Genomic DNA, 14,890 nt, shown 5'->3' with positions numbered 1-14,890 from the left:
GGCTTGGCCCCTGGATCGCCGAAGAGGAGGCAGCAAGCCGGGCGATGATGACCAGGGAAGTTAGAGCCCCACCGTCATTGCGAGCGAAGCGAAGCAATCCATATAGCGCCGCAAGTGGAGAGTTGGATTGCTTCGCGAAGCCTGTCATCGGGCGCCCATTCGCGCGACCCGTTGGCTCGCAATGACGGCTGAACGAGCTAACGTATTCTCGCGACGTGATGCGCCCGAGGTTTGCTATTCACCTTGCCCCTTTTATCAGAGGGCGCAGGGAAGACCGGGTGCTTGCCGCACCCGCGGTCCCGCGTGCGATTTGCGCAAGCAAAAGGGCACACGAGCATACAGGGCAGCGGGAACACTCCGGCCTTCCCTGCGCAATGGCTTTACGACTTACTTCGTGCTCTTCCCGGAGAACGGCTCTTTTGCCTCCGTCGCCTGCGCTTCTTATCGCACGCTTAACGCCAGCACCGCGGCGCCCGAACCACACGACTTCGCCGTACGCTTGAGCCACACACGTCAGTCGCAGCTCTTGCGTCCATCGCATCTCACCGCGCGTTCGTGACGATGGCCGACGCCCCTCATCCGCCGTGAGACGGACGGAGTTATGCGACTGATTTGCCTGAGAACGAAAGTGGAATATTTCTCAATCCCGGGCTTGACACGATTTCTGAAAATCAGAAGTGATTTGCCCGTCGTGCCATCGTGCCGCAGGCCGCTTCATAAAGTTGCGCTCGCACGCAAGGCAAATCGGCTCGCAGTCCATAGGGTGGCCGAAGCGACGGCGAGCCCATCCGGTATGCTTACTATGCCGTTTCATTTGCCTCCCAATGAACCGAAAATTGCTATAGGCTGAGCACCAGCGGGCGCATAGAAGCGATGGCGCAAGATGAATCCGCTTCGCACCACTGTGGTCATGAAGACCGATATCAGCGGCTCGACATCCCGTTTCCGCGAGCTGCTGGCGGCCGATCTGCAGGCCCTTCTCAGCGAGCACCGCGAATTCCTGGCGCGCCACGCCGCTGAGCACAACGGCAGCATCATCAAGGGAGCGGGCGATGGCTATTGGTTGGAATTTCCCAGTGTAACCAGCGCGGCCAAAGCGGCCATCGCGATGCAAGACGCGTTGCGACTAGCGCAGCTCAACCGCGGAGACGACCGGCTGGCCATCCGGATTGTGATCGCGCTCGGCGATATCGCGTTTCAGGACGGCGACTTCATCGGTGATGCATTTGCACTCGCAGCCCGCGTGGAGGCGGTGACGCCGGCCGACGAAATTTACCTCACGACTGCTGCTCGCCTCGCCATTACGTCGGCCGAAATCCAGACCGCGCTCGTCGAGAATTTCGTGTTCAAGGGCTTTGCTGAGCGAATGCCGATTTACCGTATCGAACAGCGTCATCGCACGCGAGTACTCGCCGACACCTACATCCTGTTCTCCGATCTCGAGCGTTTCGGCGCGATGCTTGATGCCGGACCCACCAGTGCCACCGTAGAGCGTATCCTCGATGCGCTGGATGCAGTGACACGCGGCATAGCGCAGGAATTCAGCGGTACGGTCCGGTTCAACCTTGGAGATTCCTATTGTATAACTTTTACCGACGCCGCGCAGGCTATTGCCGGGGCAGAGCGATTGACTCAGAACTGGGAAGCAATTCGGCACCGGGAACAATTCGGCTGCACGATCAGTATCGGGCTTCACCGTGGCACCCTTTACACATTCAGATCCTTTCTCTACGGCCGCGACGTTTGGATCGCGTCGCGATTGCAGAATGCATCGGCCAAGCTCCTGGACAGCCAAGAGTACGGCATCTTCGTCACTGGCGCAGTACGCAGCGCGCTGTTGGACAATCCCTCGCACAATCGGTTCCGGCCTGTGACGCTGGAGCCGTTGCCGGCAGCCCTTGCTGGACTTGAGGTCTATCGCCTATGCAATGAAACGTCGCACTAGCCGACACGCCGTCGGCGTGGGCTGGCAATGACGGTGAAATGCTCGGGTCTTCCGCCAGCCCATCCGCATCAGACCTTCGCTGAATTTTTGCTTCAGCGGTTTCTTTGACGGCCGGATATACCGCGGAGTGGTTGCAGCTAACATTCACGGGCGGACAAATGAAGTTGGGTCAATCACCTGTTCAGGTGCCGGGGGTGCCATTGGCGCTGGCTTCGGCCGCCCTGTTCGGAGCAGCCGCACCGCTTTCAAAAATGCTTCTCGCCAGCATCGGTCCACAGATGCTGGCAGGGCTGCTCTACCTCGGCGCAGGCCTGGGCTTGGCAGTCGTGCACACCGCACGCGCGGCATTCCGGGTTTCGGCCCCTGAGGCCCCTCTCAGGCGGCATGATCTGCCTTGGCTCGTCGTCATTGTTTTCTTTGGCGGCATCGTTGGTCCTACGTTGCTTATGTTTGGCCTCAGCCGTACTCCGGCTGCCTCGGCGTCTTTGCTCCTCAATCTCGAAAGCCTTGCAACGATGGGAATGGCGTGGCTGGTCTTTCGCGAGAACGTCGATAGACGCCTATTGTTGGGCGCTTTGGCCATTATCCTCGGCGCAATAGTCTTGTCATGGGAGGGGCAGAGCTTCTCACTTGACGTCGGGGCGGCGCTCATTGCCGGCGCCTGCATATGCTGGGGCGTTGATAACAATCTAACGCGCAAATTGTCGTCAGCCGACCCAGTCACGATTGCAATGATCAAGGGCCTTGCTGCTGGAGCGGCGAACATGGCGGGCGGATTTTGGCTCGGCGATGGGCTGCCACCTACTGGTATCGCCACTGCCGCTGCCACCCTCGGGTTCTTCGCGATCGGGGTCAGCCTCGTTCTTTTCGTGCTTGCCCTCCGTCATCTTGGGACGGCCCGTACCGGCGCCTACTTCTCGCTTGCCCCCTTTATTGGGGCGCTGATCGCTTTAGGCCTCGGAGAGCCACTGACGTTCAAGCTGGCTTTTGCGGCACTGTTGATGGGGCTGGGGCTTTGGCTACATCTCACCGAACGACATGAACACGACCATTTGCACGAAGCGTTTGCGCACGAGCACCGCCATGTCCATGACGATCACCACCAGCACGACCATGACGGCCCCGTGACCGAACCGCACGCGCATTGGCATGAGCACAAGCCAATGCGGCACAAACACCCGCATTACCCCGATCTGCATCATCGGCACGGGCACGAAAGGGGCAATCATTAGCATTCGATTTACGCGCCGCGAGGGCTGGCAGCAGGAATGTGCGATACTTCCCGCGCCCTGGGGCCGCGCCGCGCGAACGATATCGAAACTGGCGAAGTTCGAGCGGTGCGGCGGACCCTTGGCGTCAAGGTTGTTACCGGCTGTCGCGCCACGCAATCAGATACAACGGAGACCTGCGCACTTCCTCAACGGCCGTTCTCGATAAACCCATGTCGGCGAGCAACCGATCATCGCGTTCGAGAAGTTGCCTGTATTGGCATCGGCGTTCCCACGCCAGTCCCATTGCGAGAAACCACGCAAGCGGAATTTTCCACCATCCGGTGTCTGGAAACGAGCGCGCAGATGCGTGATTGTAATACGTTGAATTAGACGTCGTGCTGCCGCAAGACATGGTTTCACCTCCATAATGGAGTGAAACAACGCTTGGCTGCGGAAGCTGATCGGGCGGTTGTCAATGGCCCGAGTGACTACTGTATCATGCGCGCCTGTGGTGCTCAAGCGATACTCGCGATCATCAACTCATGAAGTCGCCGTGCGGCTTGCCGCGCTTTACCATCTCGCGGCAATACGCATAGAGCGCGTCATAGATGATCCACCCTGCCGCATTGTGTTCGTGGTCATCCTTGAAGCCGAGATGCCGAAAGCCTTCGGCGACAGCTTCCAGTCCCGGCCCCTCCGGTTGATTGTACAGCGTGTTGTCCGTGTCGGCACCGTTGACGATCCGACCAAGCAACATCAAGGCCGGATCACCCGTCAGCTCGTACTTTTTCAGGATGGCCTCAAACGAGCATTCCTTGCCGTGATGGCCAAGCTCGACGTCTTTAACGTCGTAGGGTATCGCGTCGAGCCGCTTCGCCTCCGCCATCACCTTCTCGCCCGGCACAAATACGAACTCGGCGTCCTTATCGACAAACTTCTTAATGAGCCACGGACATGCGACGCGATCTACCTTAACTTTTTCGCGGGTGATCCATTTCATCTTGATTCTCCTTCTTGTGTTGGCGGGTATCAAGCGTCCGAGAGAACGAGCACTCCGCCATGTGCCGCTGAAATTACGTAGAGTTGGTCCGGCGCCACCAGCGCCGTGGTATGCGCGCCAGCGCCGGTCACGGTTCGCGTGCTACGTCCGTTGCGCGGATCGATGGAATCGACAAGCCCAGGCTCCCCGATGGCGACGTGAACCAGGCCGGTCGCGGGGTTGAAAAACGTGACATCCGGCGGGCCTCCGATTGGCCAGACATTAACGATTTCCCCTGACGTGCTACTCATCTCAACCAATGTTGAATCATCACAGGCGACATAAAGCCGGCCTCTGGAGTGGTCGATATCAAGACCGTGGGCCCCTGATGAGGGGACTTTCCAATGCATCACGGCGCCAAGGTCGGGCAAGCGCGCCACGAGCACCATGGACGGCTCGCGGATGCAGAGGAACACCCGTTCGGCGGTTGCATCGGTAACGCACCAGCGTGGCCGTCCCGGCAGGTCTATCGACGCATGCCTGGGACCGTTCAGTTCGAAGAGCTGAAGCGTCGGAGTTTCCCCATCGTCGCCGATGCAGGCTGCAATCCCGAGGCCAGATTGCGCGACGATCACAGCACCATTCGGTCGGCCGCCGGTCTTGTACGTGGCGCGCGTTTTCAGGGTGTTGGCATCAAGCAAGGCAACGCTGGCGCTGCCGCGGTTCGTGACCAGAATTTGTCCGTCGTCGGCGACGGCGCCTGCCACGCCTGGAAATCCCGGCAAAGTAGTAAGGTGCTTGCCGGCATCGTGGTCGATCACCTCGACGCAATCGCGGGCGGTGTGTGCAATGAAGACACGCCGGCTCCTTGCATCGAAGGCGGCGTGATCGAACTCGCTGCCCGCGGCGCCTGGTATGGTGATGGTTCCGATTGCTTTCAGGGGCATGACGACCTCACGAAGGTTGAACAAACACTGCAGGCACAATCAGCGACAGACCGGCAAACAGAAGAAGTACCAGCACCGCTTTGCGGAATGTCTCGTCATTAATGGTTCCATAGAGCTTGAACCCGCTCCACAGGCCGGCCAGCATGAATGGGAAGCCCAGCGCATAGAGTTTAAGGGTTTCCTGCGTGAACGCGCCGGTGATGCCCATTGAAATGGAGATGACCACAAAGGCAGCGAACAGTACCGGCTGAAACACCGCCCTTTGCAAATCCTTCGTCCAGCCGCGCCATTGGCAAGATATGGTCGACACGACGCCGCCGAGTCCGGTCAGTCCGCCGACAAGCCCGTTGACGATGCCAATGCCGATGTCGGCTCCGACTCTAATTTTCATCGGCTTGATCGCTGGCCGCGCCAAGCCATAAACCGTGTAGAGCACGAGCAATACGCCCACCCCGAACCGCAGATAGACCGGATTGAGATGGCTCAGCAGGATCACTCCGATCGGGATGCCAATGGTCGTGCCTAGCGAGAGCGGCCATATTTTTTGCCAGTCCAACGCCTGACGCAGTTTCAGGATGCCGTAGCCCTGCGTGAGCAGACCGTAGCCGGCGATTAGTGCCGCGGTTTGTATTGGCGTAATGATGTGCAGCCACACACCCGACACAACGAGGCCCATTGCGAACCCGGAGAAGCCGCTGACGAAACCGCCGGCAAAGGCCGCAAGAAAAAAAGGAGTGAGGATCCATCCGTCCATAAGTTCGCGCCCCCGAAAGCGAGGTAACGAGCACTTGGATGGACACCCATCTGATGGGGAGGCTGCGCGGATCCCCGCGGAATTTGTAGCGTGGTCGAGTTCCCTTACTCCTAACTCTTTGTGCTGGCTGTTTTGTCGAGCGCTGCGCGAAGTCCTTGAGCAAGTTTCAACGCGTCGTCATTAGCCCAGAAATGAAGGAAGAACAGCCGCGGTTGTTCGTCCAGCATGTGGCTGTGGACGGCGGTTACGTCGATGCCGTTTGCTCGCAATGTCCTGATCACCGGATTCACCTCGTCGCCGGAGAGGACGAAATCCCCGGAGATGGCTGCCTTGCCGCCACCGGTGGGCTGAAAACCGATGGCTATCGCTACGCCCATCGGTCCAACCGGGCTGATCTGCATGCCATTTTCCGTGACCGGATCACGGCGCGGCACGGCGAATTGGTAGACGCCGCCGTTTACCTGTCCTTTGACGCCGATGATCTGATCAAGCTGTGCGGTATCGAGTTCGACGGTTGGCGGAGGCGCCGCGGCCGGTGTCGCGAGAGGTGTCTTGCTCACCGCCAGAGCCTCCCGAATAACGGTGGCCATCTTTGTGGGATCGCCATGACCTCCGACATGCATGTAGAACGTGGCCGGGCTGGCGCGCAGCAGGTGATTGTGGACGGCGGTGATCTCAAGCCCACCTTCAATCATCTTCAGCATGACCGGATTGATTTCGGTCTCGAGCAGCACGAGGTCGCCCATGATCATGGCCTCGCCGTGCATCGGCTTGAACGCCACCCAGCCTCCGAGTGCCAAAGCTGGTTTGATAGTGACGCCATCGAGAGTGACGGTCAGATCGGTCCGGGGGAAACCGTAGCGGTGCACATCGCCCGAGACCGCGGGCTTTCTTCCAAACGTGTCATCGACCTTCTTCCAGTCGATTTCCTGAGCGGCCGCGATCGTCGTGAACGAGACCGCAAGGATCGAGGTCACAAGCCAAAGTTTGAGATCCATCTATCTCTCCTCCGGGTTTGAGGTGATGACAGACTGCGCCATAAGATCTGACAGCAGAATTTCGTCGAATCCCATCGCTCGTAACGCAATGGCGAAGCCTTCGCTGACTTCCTCCGCACTGCAGAAATAAACGACTGACGAGCCTTGAACTACTGAAGAGCCTTGGCGAACAGAATCGATCACCGCCGCGTCAGCGTCGGTTTTTCGACAAGGAGCACTTTGCGAAATTGGAGGTTTTCGATCGTCCATGCGCAATTTCCTCGACACGTCGAGCATTGCGCAGAGCTTGGACGGAACCCGTCTGATGGGGAGTCTGCAATTCCCCGCAAGCCAAATTAGTTCGAAAGGGCCGGGCTTGCAAGGTGTTTGCGAGGCCGGCCGTCCATCGAACCGCGGCGCAACTTCACGCGCGCAAGCGGAGAAACCCAGCGCTGACCGCGCCTGCCTCGGATCGCTCCAACGCGAGACGGAGATAGGCGCACCGGGATTTGCCCGGGATCGTGAGCACCAAATCGCGCCAGTTGGCCGCAGCGTCGCGGCCAGCGCTACAGGTCAACGCTAACTGATCCGCAGGGCTTGAAGGTTTGAAGCGAGCGCCCGTGCAAGCACCCCTCGTGTTTCTGGGCGTAGGCAAGCACGCCCATGATGATCAAAGCTACCACGACCAATCCGGCTACTAGGTTCTGCACCATGGCTGCCACTCAGGTGAACGCATGAACAAGGCGACCGGCGCGAATCGTGGGAATCAACGCCGGGGCAGCGACCATCGGCTGGGGCTGAAATGATCAGCGAGTGGTCGCGCAGCCAAAGAGAGCACAATTGTCGACCTGGTGGCAGTGCAAACTTGTGCCGCGCTGCGCAAATTCGATGCGCGATCAGAAGCCGCGTCTTCGAGAATTCGCCTGTTTGGCAGCCATTGCCGCGATGCTGCGCTTTCGGGGCGAGCGGCCGAAAGGGACCTTGATGATCCGCTGCTCGCCAATGAACGGGGAACGGTCCATCGAGGTCCGCGTTTAAAGTTTCGGTACGGCGTGGACCGATACATCCACATGCAGTCCGGTCGGATCGTCCGCATTGCCGACGAAGCCGCCCGATATCGGGATGGCCTGTTCCGCCTCCCTGGTCACGCCCACGCGGATCAGGTTGGCGCCGGCAATCAAACCATTGGTCGGATCGTATTCGATCCAGCCTGCACCGGGCAGATAGACGCTGCACCAGGCGTGCGTGCTGCCGCCGCCCACGGTCGTGCCCGAGGGATCGTCGTACAAATAGCCGGTGACAAAACGCGTGGCGAGGCCGAAGCTGCGCAGCGCTTCCATCATCAGCACCGCAAAGTCGCGGCAGGTGCCAGAACCTAACGTCAGCGTCTGGGCGGCCGTCTGCGTACCCTCCTCGTAGCGGGCGCGATAATTGAACTCCTGCTTGATCGCATGCGTCATCGCTTCCAGTACGCGTAGCGTCTGCTTGGTTTCCACTTCCGACACGACACGGCGGGCCCAGGCGTCGACCTTTCGCTCGGGGTCCGGCATCTGGCGTTCGGCGAGGCGCGCCAGATCGGGAATCTCATGAGCGGCGTAGGAACACGGAAACTGCTCGGCAGTTGCGTCGAGGCTGTAGACCGGCAGCGGCTGGCCATCGGGGTGATGCGTCATGTCAAGCGTCGACACGATGCTGAGCCGTTCGGTCCTGAGCGCTTCCGGCCATTCGAGGTAACAGATGGAATTATTGAAGACGTCATGCTTCCAGTAAATCGCATTCGGGTCCGGTTCGACCTTCAGCATCGCGCTGTGCAGGCGAAGGTCGTGGCTCTCGTCCGGCCGGACCATCAGCTTATGCCGCAGCAGGCCTACCGGGTTGCGGTAGGTGTATTCGGTGGTGTGGACGATGCCGATTTTTGCCATACGAGCCTCCTGCGACCGGATTGACTCCATTGGACCGAGCGGGCTCGATGTACCGAGCGCCGGAGACCCTCTACGTTAGACAACGGTAGCCAACTTACAGATCAGTGGCTAGGCGCCGCCACCGATGGAAAGAGGTCTTGATGAGCCTCGATCTCGCCCTGATCCTGCTGATGCTCGCGGCCGCCATCGTGATGTTCATCATCAACCGGCCCCGCATGGACGCAGTCGCGCTCCTCGTGATGGTCTCGATGCCCTTCACCGGCGTCATTACCGTAAACGAAGCGCTTGCGGGCTTTGCCGATCCATCGATCATACTGATCGCCGCGCTATTCGTCATTGGCGAAGGTCTCGTGAGGACCGGCGTCGCGCGACGGCTCGGCGATTGGCTCGACGCGAAGGCCGGCAGCAGCGAGAACCGCCTGCTCGTCCTGTTGATGGCGGCCGTAGGTGGCCTCGGCTCCCTGATGAGTTCAACCGCTGTTGTCGCCATTTTCATCCCCGTGGTGCTGCGCATCTCGCAAAATCGCGGCATGGCGCCAGGCCGGCTAATGATGCCGCTGAGTTTTGCCGCGCTGATCAGCGGGATGCTGACACTGGTGGCAACGGCGCCCAATCTGGTCGTGAACGCTGAACTGATCCGGCAGGGTGCGCAGGGGTTTAATTTTTTCAGCTTTACTCCGTTCGGGCTGCCGCTGCTCGCACTGGGTATCATCTATATGCTTTTCGCGCGCGGCCTGCTCTCCAGCAAGAGCCCGCCCGCCGCGGCGGACCGCCGCCCCAGGCTTGCGCGCTGGATCGAGCAATACGGCCTCGCCGACCGCGAAAAGCGCGGCCGCGTAAGTGCCGGCTCGTCGCTCATCGGAAAGCGCCTCGACGAACTGTCGCTCCGCTCCGCGGGCGTAAACCTTCTCGCCATCGAGCGTGGGAGTGGGTTTGCGGCCAAGGTGCTTCGTCCAACCGCACAGACCGAACTGCAGGCCGGCGACGTGCTGCTCGCCGATGTGGACATCTCGAATGACGGCGCCAACAAGCTGTGGCAGTCGCTAGACCTCGAGCCGCTGCCGCTCAGCGAGATCGGAAACTACTTTGTCGACCGCTCCCAGGAGATCGGCGCGGCCGAGGTCATCCTGCCGGCCGAATCCACGCTGATCGGCCGGACCGTGCTCGAGGCCCGGATTCGCTCCGAATACGGCCTCACCGTCATCGGGTTGCGGCACGGCAACAGAGTGGTCATGCACGACCTGCGGGAGGAAACGTTGAAGATCGGCGACATTCTCCTGCTGACCGGCTTTTGGTCCGACATCAGGGATCTCCAGTCCCACACCGACGACGTGGTCGTCCTGAACATGCCGATTGAACTGGAGGAAGTTCTTCCCGCAGCACAGCGGGCGCTGCATGCGCTTGCAGTACTCGGGCTGGTGGTCGTGCTGATGGTCAGCGGTTTGGTGCCGAACGTCCAGGCCGCGCTGATTGGCTGCCTGCTGATGGGGCTTTTGGGCTGCGTCGATTTCAACAGCGCCTATCGCTCCATCAACTGGAAGACCCTCATCCTGATCGTCGGCATGCTGCCGTTTTCGCTGGCCCTGCAGCGGACGGGAGGGGTCGATCTCGCTGCCGACGCGGTCGTCGGCCTGGTTGGAGCCGCCGCGCCGCGTTTCGTATTGGCGACCCTGTTCGTCATCACCGCGGCGCTGGGCTTGTTCATCTCCAATACGGCCACGGCCGTCCTGATGGCGCCCGTGGCGCTGGCCATCGCCAAGGACCTCGGCGCCTCGCCCTATCCGTTCGCAATGATCATCGCGCTGGCTGCATCCACGGCTTTCATGACGCCGATCTCCTCGCCGGTAAACACGCTGGTCGTGGGTCCCGGGCAATATAGTTTCGGCGACTTCGTCAAGGTGGGCGTGCCGTTCTCGATGATTGCCGCGATCGTGAGTGTGCTCCTCGTCCCAATTTTTCTTCCGTTTTGAGCTTGGCGGCCGCCGGGACGCTCGCGAGGCGCATGGGCGGCGCTGCGCCGCAGCAATTAACGATTCGGTAATCTCGGTTTCGTGCAGCCGGGCGCGACGAAACACTTCACCCGACGGACGAAGCCATTTTTGTGATTGCTCGAAAACTTCCTGAAATCGGACTCCGGCATCGTGGCAAGCTAACGAATCCCCTGAGTCTCGCCAGACTAGCGGCGGGACCATCGCAGAACTGGAAATGCCATGCTCGCCGAAAAGTACATGCTGCTTTTGGAAACGATCCGGAGCCTGGCCGAGCGCGACCCGGCCTACGCCGATGGAAGTCCGAGGGTGATCAGCACCTCGCCGCACATTCCCGTGCAACTGCCCGGCGCGAACCGGAAGTAGAGGCGATCCATCCTGCGACGGCTCGCAGTTTCGACGGCTCCCAACCTCACGCAAAAACGCGGCGCCAAGGCGCCGCGTTTTACTGTTTGGCGTGTCGCGCGTTGCGGCAATCAGCTCGCCGCCTGTGCCGGCATGTCGCGCTGGTGCTTCATGACAATCTTGTTCAGCGCGCCGAGATAGGCCTTTGCGGACGCCACCAGCGTATCCGGATCGGACCCCTTGGACGTCATCGAGCGGCCTTCATGGGCAAGCCGCACCGACACTTCGGCTTGCGCGTCGGTGCCTTCGGTCACGGCGTGGACCTGATAGAGCTCCAGCTTGGCCTCGTGCGGCACCAGCGCCTTGATGCAGTTGAAGACCGCATCGACCGGGCCGTTGCCTTCGGCCTCCTCGATTTTCATCTGGCCTTCGACGTCGAGCTTCATGGTGGCGCGCTGCGGCCCATGGGTGCCGGCGATCACCGTCAGCGAGACCAGCTTGATGCGGTCGTGCGAGGCCGCGATCTCCTGATCGACCAGCGCTTCGATGTCCTCGTCATAGATGTCCTTCTTGCGATCGGCCAGCGCCTTCATTCGTACAAAAGCGTCTTCCAGCTGGTTGGCGCCGAGCTTGTAGCCCATCTCCTCCAGCTTGTGCACGAAGGCGTGGCGGCCGGAATGCTTGCCGAGCACCAGCGACGACTTCTTCAGGCCGATCATTTCGGGACGCATGATCTCGTAGGTCGATGCGTCCTTCAGCACGCCGTCCTGATGGATGCCGCTTTCATGGGCGAAGGCGTTGCGGCCGACGATCGCCTTGTTGTACTGCACCGGGAACGAGGTCGCCGCCGAGACCAGCTTCGAGGCCCGCGTCAGCATGGTGGTGTCGATCTTGTTCCACCATGGAAACACGTCGTTCCTCACGTTGATCGCCATCACGACTTCTTCCAGCGCGGCATTGCCTGCCCGCTCGCCGATGCCGTTGACGGTGCATTCGATCTGCCGCGCGCCGCCGGCGATGCCGGCCAGCGAATTCGCCACTGCCATGCCGAGGTCGTTATGGCAGTGCACGGAGAATATCGCCTTGTCCGAATTCGGCACCCGCTCGATCAGCGTGCGCATGAATTTGGTGTATTCCTCCGGCACGGTGTAACCGACCGTGTCGGGAATATTGACCGTGGTGGCGCCGGCCTTGATGACGGCTTCGACGATGCGGCAGAGAAAATCCATCTCGCTGCGGGTGCCGTCCTCGGCCGACCATTCGACGTCGTCGACCTGGTTGCGGGCGCGGGTGACGTTGGCGATCGAGAGTTCCACCACCTGCTCCGGCGTCATGTTCAGCTTGACGCGCATGTGCAGCGGCGAGGTCGCGATCACGGTGTGGACCCGGCCGCGTTTGGCAAATTTCACCGCTTCGGCGCAGCGGTCGATGTCCTTCGGGTGGGCGCGCGACAGGCCGGCGATGACGGCGTTCTTGGAGCGGCGGGCGATTTCGCTGACCGCCTGGAAGTCACCTTCCGAGGTGATCGGAAAACCGGCCTCGATGACGTCGACGCCCATGTCGTCGAGCATTTCGGCGATCTCGAGCTTTTCCTCAAACGTCATGGTGGCGCCCGGGCATTGCTCGCCGTCGCGCAGGGTGGTGTCGAATACGATGACGCGGTCCTTCTCGGACTTGTTGGCGGTGGTCATTTCTGAAGTTCCTTTTGGGTCGTGCGCCGGTTCAATGGTCGCTGAAGGGTCTGGTGATCTCGCTCAAAACCCCTGAGTGCCCAGGCGCAAACGCCCAGACGGCCCTCAGGGGCCGATAAGAAGCAGAAGCCCGCCAAGAAGGAGGGTGGGCGCGGACGCAGCCGAAATCGCGGGGGCAGCCTTGGCCGCTCCACCCCGAACTCCGTACTTTTTGCTGCGAATCAGCATTGCCAGACCCTTTTGGACGACCAAATCTCGGCCAAAACCATTGACGGTTCGTTGCCGGGACGGCGTTCCGGGCCTGTTCTAGACGAATTTTGCGGCTGGCCGCAATGCCAAAAGATGGTCAGGAGGGGTGACCTAATAGTTGCCTGTCGAGGCCCCTGTCACGCCCGTCGCCCGCCCGATGTCGCACGCAAGCTGGATGGTGAGCGGCCGTAAAGATCGGAGAACGCGGCGTTGAAGCGGCGGACGCTGCCGAAACCCGCGTGGAAGGCAATCTCGGTCATCGTATCGTCGGTGGTATCGAGCAGCCGCTTGGCGCGCTGGACGCGGCGGGTGGTCGCGACCTGCTGCGGGCTTGCCCCGACATGGCGTTCGAACAGGCGAGCGAGATGGCGCGAGGTGATCCCGAGTTTCTCCGCCAGTGCGGCGACCGAACCTTGCTCCAGCGCGCCGTCGTCGATCAGTTTCAGCGCGCGCGCGACCGTCGAGCGCGTCCCGTTCCAGGCCGGGCAGAACGGAGCCGTCTCCGGGCGACAGCGAAGGCACGGCCGGTATCCCGCCGCCTCTGCGGCGGCTGCCGTCGGATAATAGGTAACGTTGCGCGTCAACGGGTGCTTCACCGGGCAGACCGGGCGGCAATAGATCCGCGTGGTCCGGACCGCCGTGAAGAAACGGCCGTCGTAGCGCGCGTCGCGCCGCAGCCGCGCAGCATTGCAGACGTTGAAACTCAGCATCAGCGGATTCTAGCGTATCGCGCGGCCGGGGAAAGTGGCCGCGGGTGATGAAGTCCGATTCCGGCCAGCGTGAACAGCGAGGCTGGCCTAGATGAGGAACGATTGATTTTCACTCCTCACCGAAGGCCAAACCATGGATCATCCGACCGCCAAAGACATCGTCCTCAACGCCTGGAAGACATTCTCGACGCGCGACGCAGGCCAGATCGCATCCCTCTTCACGCCGGACGCCGAATGGATCGCGCCAGCCCGAAATGCAACGGCGGTTGCGCTCGCGCATACCGACCACATGATCGGCCCCGACCAGATCGCGCGCTTCATCGCCTCCGAGATGCACCGCCTGTTCACGGAGATCGATATCTCGTTCCGCGCGGTCCATACCGATGGAGACACGGTGATCATCGAAGAGCGGATGCGGGCGACACTTCCGGAAGGACGGCCGTATGACAACGACTACTGCTTCGTTTTCGTCGTCGCAGGCGGCCGCATCAAGCAGGTTCGCGAGTACATGGACACACGAAAAGGCTGGCAGATGGTTTTCGGGGAAGCCGCGGAGTGATGCGTAAGGTGATCAAAGCGCGTCCACAATTCCGCCCGGGTATTCGGCGCCTGGCGGACGCTCATGAGTCATGGTGAAGCATGGGGCAAAAATATCGCAGTGACGGCCAATAATCATAACTCAGGTCAAAACCCGGATTTCGTTGACCACTGTGGCCGCCCGATTCGCTATGATTCCCGTGTCGCGGGGATCGAGAACGGGATTCCTCGCATCAGTGTTATTTCTCGCGGTCGCCGCATAGGTGACGATCGTGAAAGCCGATGAGGGGCGCCGAGATGCCCGCTGTGGGCCGTGCCTGCGGCGGGCAGCTTGAGCGAAGTGGGTCAGCATGGCATCGATTACAACTATCAACATCAGCAAGTTTGGATTGAAGCGGCGCCCGGCCAAACCAACCACTTGGCATCTACGGCGGGTCATCATGCCGAGACGCAGCATTACCGGCCGGCTGGTGCGCGGACAGGTTTGGCGGCGCCACGACGGCCGTCGCTGGTTGTACAAAAAATTCGTCGCATAGCCGCCAGACGGACGCGACGCTCCCGCATATCGCTCCGCTCATGCGGGCTACACAACTGATGCCCTTGCCGGGGATCTGTAGGGTGGGCAAAGCGCAGCG

At 60.9% G+C, this 14,890-nt stretch carries 14 protein-coding genes; 5 read left to right on the top strand and 9 right to left on the bottom strand.

Features of this window, described 5'->3' with window-relative positions; genetic code table 11:
• Positions 1-883 precede the first annotated feature (883 nt).
• Positions 884-1,945, top strand: coding sequence for an adenylate/guanylate cyclase domain-containing protein (locus tag ACVWVY_RS17495; protein WP_456627539.1), 1,062 nt, complete (start codon positions 884-886; stop codon positions 1,943-1,945).
• A gap of 158 nt (positions 1,946-2,103) precedes the next feature.
• Positions 2,104-3,177 (top strand): DMT family transporter, encoded by a 1,074-nt coding sequence (locus ACVWVY_RS17490; RefSeq protein ID WP_456627538.1) that lies wholly within the window; start codon positions 2,104-2,106, stop codon positions 3,175-3,177.
• Positions 3,178-3,310: 133 nt separating this feature from the next.
• Here the strand turns inward: ACVWVY_RS17490 and ACVWVY_RS17485 are convergent, their stop codons facing one another.
• From ACVWVY_RS17485 to ACVWVY_RS17455, 7 genes are all read right to left on the bottom strand, one after another.
• Entirely contained in the window at positions 3,311-3,460 is a 150-nt protein-coding gene (locus tag ACVWVY_RS17485) for a DUF1127 domain-containing protein (RefSeq protein ID WP_456632234.1), read from the bottom strand.
• Positions 3,461-3,691: 231 nt separating this feature from the next.
• On the bottom strand, positions 3,692-4,156 hold the full coding sequence (locus ACVWVY_RS17480; protein WP_456627537.1) for a chromate resistance protein ChrB domain-containing protein: 465 nt from the start codon (positions 4,154-4,156) through the stop codon (positions 3,692-3,694).
• A 29-nt stretch (positions 4,157-4,185) separates the two neighbouring features.
• The gene (locus ACVWVY_RS17475; RefSeq protein ID WP_456627536.1) at positions 4,186-4,956 is read right to left on the bottom strand and encodes a hypothetical protein; all 771 of its coding nucleotides are present in this window, start codon (positions 4,954-4,956) and stop codon (positions 4,186-4,188) included.
• A gap of 133 nt (positions 4,957-5,089) precedes the next feature.
• A complete protein-coding gene (locus ACVWVY_RS17470) occupies positions 5,090-5,836 on the bottom strand; it encodes a sulfite exporter TauE/SafE family protein (protein WP_456627535.1) in 747 nt (248 codons plus the stop codon).
• A 110-nt stretch (positions 5,837-5,946) separates the two neighbouring features.
• Positions 5,947-6,834: a DUF1259 domain-containing protein gene (locus tag ACVWVY_RS17465; protein WP_456627534.1), complete on the bottom strand. Its 888-nt coding sequence runs from the start codon at positions 6,832-6,834 to the stop codon at positions 5,947-5,949.
• A complete protein-coding gene (locus ACVWVY_RS17460) occupies positions 6,835-7,083 on the bottom strand; it encodes a hypothetical protein (RefSeq protein WP_456627533.1) in 249 nt (82 codons plus the stop codon).
• Positions 7,084-7,847: 764 nt separating this feature from the next.
• Entirely contained in the window at positions 7,848-8,735 is an 888-nt protein-coding gene (locus tag ACVWVY_RS17455; RefSeq protein ID WP_456627532.1) for a transglutaminase family protein, read from the bottom strand.
• Positions 8,736-8,875: 140 nt separating this feature from the next.
• Here ACVWVY_RS17455 and ACVWVY_RS17450 point away from each other — a divergent pair, with 140 nt between their 5' ends.
• Together ACVWVY_RS17450 and ACVWVY_RS17445 are read left to right on the top strand one after the other, a co-directional pair.
• A complete protein-coding gene (locus ACVWVY_RS17450; protein WP_456627531.1) occupies positions 8,876-10,705 on the top strand; it encodes an SLC13 family permease in 1,830 nt (609 codons plus the stop codon).
• Between the two features lie 240 nt (positions 10,706-10,945).
• Positions 10,946-11,089: a hypothetical protein gene (locus tag ACVWVY_RS17445; protein WP_456627530.1), complete on the top strand. Its 144-nt coding sequence runs from the start codon at positions 10,946-10,948 to the stop codon at positions 11,087-11,089.
• A 110-nt stretch (positions 11,090-11,199) separates the two neighbouring features.
• Here the strand turns inward: ACVWVY_RS17445 and ACVWVY_RS17440 are convergent, their stop codons facing one another.
• Both ACVWVY_RS17440 and ACVWVY_RS17435 read right to left on the bottom strand, forming a co-directional pair.
• Positions 11,200-12,759 carry a 2-isopropylmalate synthase gene (locus ACVWVY_RS17440; protein WP_456627529.1) on the bottom strand — a complete coding sequence of 520 codons (1,560 nt, stop codon included), beginning with the start codon at positions 12,757-12,759 and terminating at the stop codon, positions 11,200-11,202.
• A 386-nt stretch (positions 12,760-13,145) separates the two neighbouring features.
• Complete coding sequence (locus ACVWVY_RS17435; RefSeq protein WP_456627528.1) at positions 13,146-13,718, bottom strand: bifunctional transcriptional activator/DNA repair enzyme AdaA; 573 nt, start codon at positions 13,716-13,718, stop codon at positions 13,146-13,148.
• Between the two features lie 133 nt (positions 13,719-13,851).
• Here ACVWVY_RS17435 and ACVWVY_RS17430 point away from each other — a divergent pair, with 133 nt between their 5' ends.
• Positions 13,852-14,277: a nuclear transport factor 2 family protein gene (locus ACVWVY_RS17430; protein ID WP_456627527.1), complete on the top strand. Its 426-nt coding sequence runs from the start codon at positions 13,852-13,854 to the stop codon at positions 14,275-14,277.
• The last annotated feature ends 613 nt before the right edge of the window (positions 14,278-14,890 follow it).

It is taken from the genome of Bradyrhizobium sp. URHC0002, from assembly GCF_054059515.1.
Note: the sequence above shows the minus strand (reverse complement) of the source record. Positions and strands in the feature narration are given on the sequence as shown.

Coding starts and splice junctions, on each gene's coding strand:
- ACVWVY_RS17495 (WP_456627539.1), top strand. CDS start 884: ATGAATCCGCTTCGCACCACTGTGGTCATGAAGACCGATATCAGCGGC.
- ACVWVY_RS17490 (WP_456627538.1), top strand. CDS start 2,104: ATGAAGTTGGGTCAATCACCTGTTCAGGTGCCGGGGGTGCCATTGGCG.
- ACVWVY_RS17485 (WP_456632234.1), bottom strand. CDS start 3,460: ATGGGACTGGCGTGGGAACGCCGATGCCAATACAGGCAACTTCTCGAA.
- ACVWVY_RS17480 (WP_456627537.1), bottom strand. CDS start 4,156: ATGAAATGGATCACCCGCGAAAAAGTTAAGGTAGATCGCGTCGCATGT.
- ACVWVY_RS17470 (WP_456627535.1), bottom strand. CDS start 5,836: ATGGACGGATGGATCCTCACTCCTTTTTTTCTTGCGGCCTTTGCCGGC.
- ACVWVY_RS17465 (WP_456627534.1), bottom strand. CDS start 6,834: ATGGATCTCAAACTTTGGCTTGTGACCTCGATCCTTGCGGTCTCGTTC.
- ACVWVY_RS17460 (WP_456627533.1), bottom strand. CDS start 7,083: ATGGACGATCGAAAACCTCCAATTTCGCAAAGTGCTCCTTGTCGAAAA.
- ACVWVY_RS17455 (WP_456627532.1), bottom strand. CDS start 8,735: ATGGCAAAAATCGGCATCGTCCACACCACCGAATACACCTACCGCAAC.
- ACVWVY_RS17450 (WP_456627531.1), top strand. CDS start 8,876: ATGAGCCTCGATCTCGCCCTGATCCTGCTGATGCTCGCGGCCGCCATC.
- ACVWVY_RS17445 (WP_456627530.1), top strand. CDS start 10,946: ATGCTCGCCGAAAAGTACATGCTGCTTTTGGAAACGATCCGGAGCCTG.
- ACVWVY_RS17440 (WP_456627529.1), bottom strand. CDS start 12,759: ATGACCACCGCCAACAAGTCCGAGAAGGACCGCGTCATCGTATTCGAC.
- ACVWVY_RS17435 (WP_456627528.1), bottom strand. CDS start 13,718: ATGCTGAGTTTCAACGTCTGCAATGCTGCGCGGCTGCGGCGCGACGCG.
- ACVWVY_RS17430 (WP_456627527.1), top strand. CDS start 13,852: ATGGATCATCCGACCGCCAAAGACATCGTCCTCAACGCCTGGAAGACA.